This window comes from Streptomyces sp. 15-116A (assembly GCF_025290915.1).
Taxonomy (GTDB): Bacteria; Actinomycetota; Actinomycetes; order Streptomycetales; family Streptomycetaceae; genus Streptomyces.
Genome location: NZ_JAOCQE010000400.1, coordinates 1 through 4,429 on the forward strand (window position 1 = coordinate 1; position 4,429 = coordinate 4,429).

The 4,429-nt window shown below is 72.2% G+C and carries 4 protein-coding genes; 1 reads left to right on the forward strand and 3 read right to left on the reverse strand.

Translation table 11 applies throughout. From position 1 onward, the window contains the following. Positions 1 to 34 precede the first annotated feature (34 nt). The 3 genes from N4P33_RS33170 to N4P33_RS33180 all read right to left on the reverse strand — a co-directional run bounded on the left by N4P33_RS33170 (position 35) and on the right by N4P33_RS33180 (position 3,165). A complete protein-coding gene (locus N4P33_RS33170) occupies positions 35 to 610 on the reverse strand; it encodes a PadR family transcriptional regulator (RefSeq protein ID WP_260830640.1) in 576 nt (191 codons plus the stop codon). A gap of 49 nt (positions 611 to 659) precedes the next feature. Then, on the reverse strand, positions 660 to 2,675 hold the full coding sequence (locus N4P33_RS33175; protein WP_260830641.1) for an NADPH-dependent 2,4-dienoyl-CoA reductase: 2,016 nt from the start codon (positions 2,673 to 2,675) through the stop codon (positions 660 to 662). A gap of 118 nt (positions 2,676 to 2,793) precedes the next feature. Next, complete coding sequence (locus N4P33_RS33180; RefSeq protein WP_260830642.1) at positions 2,794 to 3,165, reverse strand: hypothetical protein; 372 nt, start codon at positions 3,163 to 3,165, stop codon at positions 2,794 to 2,796. 289 nt (positions 3,166 to 3,454) lie between these two features. Between N4P33_RS33180 and N4P33_RS33185 the strand changes: the two genes are divergently transcribed. Next, the coding region (locus tag N4P33_RS33185) for a PAS domain-containing protein (protein ID WP_260830643.1) at positions 3,455 to 4,429 on the forward strand (975 nt) is incomplete at its 3' end.

Sequence of the window (4,429 nt, forward strand, 5' to 3'; positions counted from 1 at the left end):
GCTCCGATGCGCTCCGGTCGGGCGGCCGGCGTCGTCATTCCGCCCCGGCGTCCCGGGCATTGCCGCGCCGGCCGCCCGGGAGCCGTTCGAACTCCGCGAGCGCGTGGTCGAGCCAGCGGGTCCAGAAGGTCTCCAGGTCGATACCGGCCCGCAGCACCAGATGCCGCAGCCGGTCCTCGGGGTCGTCCCTGCCCGGCGGGAAGTCGCGCTGTTCGATCTCCTGGTACTCCGCCAACTGCCGTGCGTGCAGCTCGCGGTGGCGGCGCAGGTCGGCCTCGAGGCCGTCGGTGCCGACCACGGCCGCCGCCCTGAGCCGCAGCAGCAGCGGGTCGCGGTGCGGCCTCGGCTCCTGGGACGCGGCGGTCCAGCGGGCCAGTTCGGCCCGGCCCGCCGGCAGTACCTCGTAGGACTTCTTCTGCCCGCGGGCCGGCTGCTCGGAGGGCAGCGCCCGGATCAGTCCCTCGGCCTCCAGTTTTCCCAGCTCGCGATAGATCTGCTGGTGCGTCGCCGACCAGAAGTAGCCGATCGACTTGTCGAACCGGCGGGTCAGCTCCAGCCCCGACGACGGCTTCTCGAGCAGGGCGGTGAGGATCGCGTGCGGGAGTGACATGGGGCTCATCCTAGGGACGGCCCCGCGTCGCTCCCGGGCCGCCGTTCCCCTACAGGGCGGCCGCCAGTTCGGTGCCCTGCTTGATGGCGCGCTTGGCGTCCAGCTCGGCGGCGACGTCGGCCCCGCCGATCAGATGGACCGGGCGTCCTGCGGCGACCAGCTCCTCGTACAGGTCCCGGCGCGGCTCCTGCCCCGTGCACAGCACGACGGTGTCGACCTCCAGGACGGTGCTCTCGCCGTCGACGGTGATGTGCAGCCCGGCGTCGTCGATGCGGTCGTAGCGCACGCCCGGCACCATGGTGACGCCGCGGTGCTTGAGCTCGGTGCGGTGGATCCAGCCGGTGGTCTTGCCGAGTCCGGCGCCGACCTTGGACGTCTTGCGCTGGAGCAGGTGCACGGTGCGCGGCGGGGCGGGACGCTCGGGTGCCGCGAGTCCGCCGGGGGCGCGGTAGTCGAGGTCGACGCCCCACTGACGGAAGTACGTCTCGGGGTTCTCGTGGGCCTTGTCGCCGGAGTCGGTGAGGAACTCGGCGACGTCGAAGCCGATGCCGCCCGCACCGAGGATCGCGACGCGGTCGCCGACGGGGGCGCCGTCGCGCAGCACGTCGAGGTAGCCGAGGACGCTCGGGTGGTCGACGCCGGGGATGTCGGGGACGCGCGGGGTGACGCCGGTGGCGACGACGATCTCGTCGTGCTCGGAGACGTCGTCCGGCGTGACGTGCGTGTCGAGGCGTACGTCGACGGCGAGTTCGGCGAGCCGGGTGCGGAAGTAGCGCAGCGTCTCGTCGAACTCCTGCTTGCCGGGGACCTTGCGGGCCACGTTCAGCTGGCCGCCGATCTCGCTCGCCGCGTCGAACAGGGTGACGTCGTGACCGCGTTCGGCGGCGCTGACGGCGCAGGCGAGGCCGGCGGGGCCGGCGCCGACGACCGCGACGCGCTTGCGGCGGCGGGTCGGGGCGAGCACCAGCTCGGTCTCGTGGCAGGCGCGCGGGTTGACCAGGCAGGAGGTGATCTGGCCGCTGAAGGTGTGGTCGAGGCAGGCCTGGTTGCAGCCGATGCAGGTGTTGATCGCCTCGGGCCTGCCGTCGGCGGCCTTGGCGACGAAGTCGGGGTCGGCGAGCATCGGGCGGGCCATCGACACCATGTCCGCGCAGCCCTCGGCGAGCAACTGCTCGGCGAGTTCGGGGGTGTTGATGCGGTTGGTGGTGACGAGCGGGACCGTCACCTCGCCCATCAGCCGCTTGGTCACCCAGGTGTAGGCGCCGCGCGGCACGGAGGTGGCGATGGTGGGGATGCGGGCCTCGTGCCAGCCGATGCCGGTGTTGATGATCGTGGCCCCGGCGGCCTCGACGGCCTTGGCGAGGGTGATCACCTCGTCCAGGGTGGAGCCGCCGGGCACCAGGTCCAGCATGGACAGGCGGTAGACGACGATGAAGTCCTCGCCGACCGCCTCGCGCACCCGGCGGACGATCTCGACGGGGAAGCGCATCCGGTTCTCGTAGGAGCCGCCCCAGCGGTCGGTGCGGTGATTGGTCTGCCGGGCGATGAACTCGTTGATCAGATAGCCCTCGGAGCCCATGATCTCCACGCCGTCGTAGCCGGCCGCGCGGGCGAGGCGGGCGGTGCGGGCGTAGTCGTCGATGGTGCGCTCGATGTCGGCGTCGGTGAGCTCGCGCGGCTCGAAGGGGCTGATGGGCGCCTGGAGAGGGCTGGGGGCGACCAGGTCGCGGTGGTAGGCGTAGCGGCCGAAGTGCAGGATCTGCAGGGCGATGCGACCGCCCTCGCGGTGCACGGCGGCGGTGACGACCTGGTGCTGTTCGGCCTCCGCGTCGGTGGTGAGCTTGGCGCCGCCCTCGTAGGGCCGGCCCTCGTCGTTGGGGGCAATACCGCCGGTGACGATGAGGCCCACTCCGCCGCGGGCGCGGGCGGCGTAGAACTCGGCCATGCGCGAGAAGCCGCCCTCGGCCTCCTCCAGACCCACGTGCATGGAGCCCATGAGGACCCGGTTGGGCAGGGTGGTGAAGCCCAGGTCGAGGGGCGACAGCAGGTGCGGGTATCGGGTCATCGGGCCCTCCGTGCGCGGGTGTGGTGCCTCTGTTGTAGAGGACACCCGCGGCTTTATGCAACGAGTTGCATAAAGGGGTGACGGAGGGCACAGGGCCAGAACACCCCGGCTGTGCCCGTCAGCGGTTCTCGAGCCTCAGATGCAGCTCCTCCTCCTGGTCACCGGGCACCTTGCTCAGGTCGTGCACGGTGAACAGGGAGTCCAGGGTCGTGCGGAACCGGTCGATCGCCCAATAGCCGCCGTGCACATCGGCGTCCACCGTGGACGACAGCCTGACGGGCCGGACGGTCCCCTCGCGGGCGTCGGCCACGTCGAACGTGCCCAGCCACACCGTCGGGCGGGTCTCGTGGAACTCCTCGGGTACGTCGTCGGCGCACCGGTCGGACGTGAAGCACGCGCACAGCGTGTCGAACACGAGCCGGGCGTCCTGCTTGCTGCATCCGCTGATCTCGACCGAGACCGTCTCCGGGTGCGGTCGCTCGCTGCCCATCGTGATCGCTCCTCTCGTGCCCCCGCGGCGCTGCCCCGCCCCTCCCCCAGCAAAGCACCACCGGCCGGACCGCACTACCCGCGGGCCGGGTCCTTCCCCACGGGAGGGCGTGCGTGGGACCGTGCGGGTGCCGAGGTCGCCGGGGGTTCTGCGGGGCGCCCGCCGCCATGTTGGGAGAAGGTGGAAACAGACGGCAGGAGCGGCGGAAAATCGCCCCCGCGCGCGGTAGAACAAGGGGAGTCGGCACCGTGACAGCGGGCCGTGAGGATCGGCGAAGGCGGGGCGTGGGATGAGTGCAGCCGGGTCACCCCTGGTCGAGGGCGAGGGACCGGCGCGCGGGCCGGTGCGCCCCAGCGGGCTGCTCGACGTACTGCGGGTGGCCTCGGTGGTCCTGGACACCGAGGGACGGGTCGTCCTGTGGAGCCCGCAGGCCGAGGAGCTGTTCGGTTACAGCGCCCAGGAGGCCCTCGGCCAGTACGCCGCCCGGATCATGGTGCACGAGCAGCACCTGGACCTGGTCGTCAAGCTGTTCGCCGACGTCATGCGCACCGGGCAGAGCTGGGCCGGGGCGTTCCCCATCCGGCGCAAGGACGGCACCACCCGGCTGGTGGAGTTCCGCAACATGCGGCTGCTGGACGACCGGGGGGACGTGTACGCCCTCGGCCTGGCCGTCGACCAGTCGACCGTGCGCCGGCTGGAGCGGGACGTGGCACTGTCCACCCGGATCGTCGCCCAGTCCCCCATCGGACTCGCCGTGCTGGACACCGATCTGCGGTACGCCTCGGTCAATCCCGCGCTGGAGCAGATCAACGGCATTCCGGCCGAGGAGCATCTGGGCCGCACGGTCCGTGAGGTGCTGCCGCTGCTGGACGCCGACGCCATCGAGTCGGCCGCACGACGGGTCCTGGACACCGGGAAGCCCGTCGTCGACCAGCCCGCGATCGGCCGCACACCGGCCGACCCGGACGAGGACCACGCCTGGTCCGTGTCGCTGTACCGGCTGGAGAACGCACTCGGCACGATCCTGGGCGTGGCCGTGTCGGTGGTCGACGTCACCGAGCAGTACCGGGCCGGCGTCGAGGCCGAGGCCGCGCGGCGCCGCCTCGGGCTGATCGCCGACGCCACCGCCCGCATCGGCACCACGCTCGACCTGGACCGTACGGCCCGTGAGCTGGCCGACGTGGCGGTGCCGGAGCTGGCCGACGTGGCGGCGGTGGATCTGCTGGACGCGGTGGTGCGGGGCCGGCGCAGCACGCTGGGCCCG

Coding starts and splice junctions, on each gene's coding strand:
- N4P33_RS33180 (WP_260830642.1), bottom strand. CDS start 3,165: ATGGGCAGCGAGCGACCGCACCCGGAGACGGTCTCGGTCGAGATCAGC.
- N4P33_RS33175 (WP_260830641.1), bottom strand. CDS start 2,675: ATGACCCGATACCCGCACCTGCTGTCGCCCCTCGACCTGGGCTTCACC.
- N4P33_RS33170 (WP_260830640.1), bottom strand. CDS start 610: ATGTCACTCCCGCACGCGATCCTCACCGCCCTGCTCGAGAAGCCGTCG.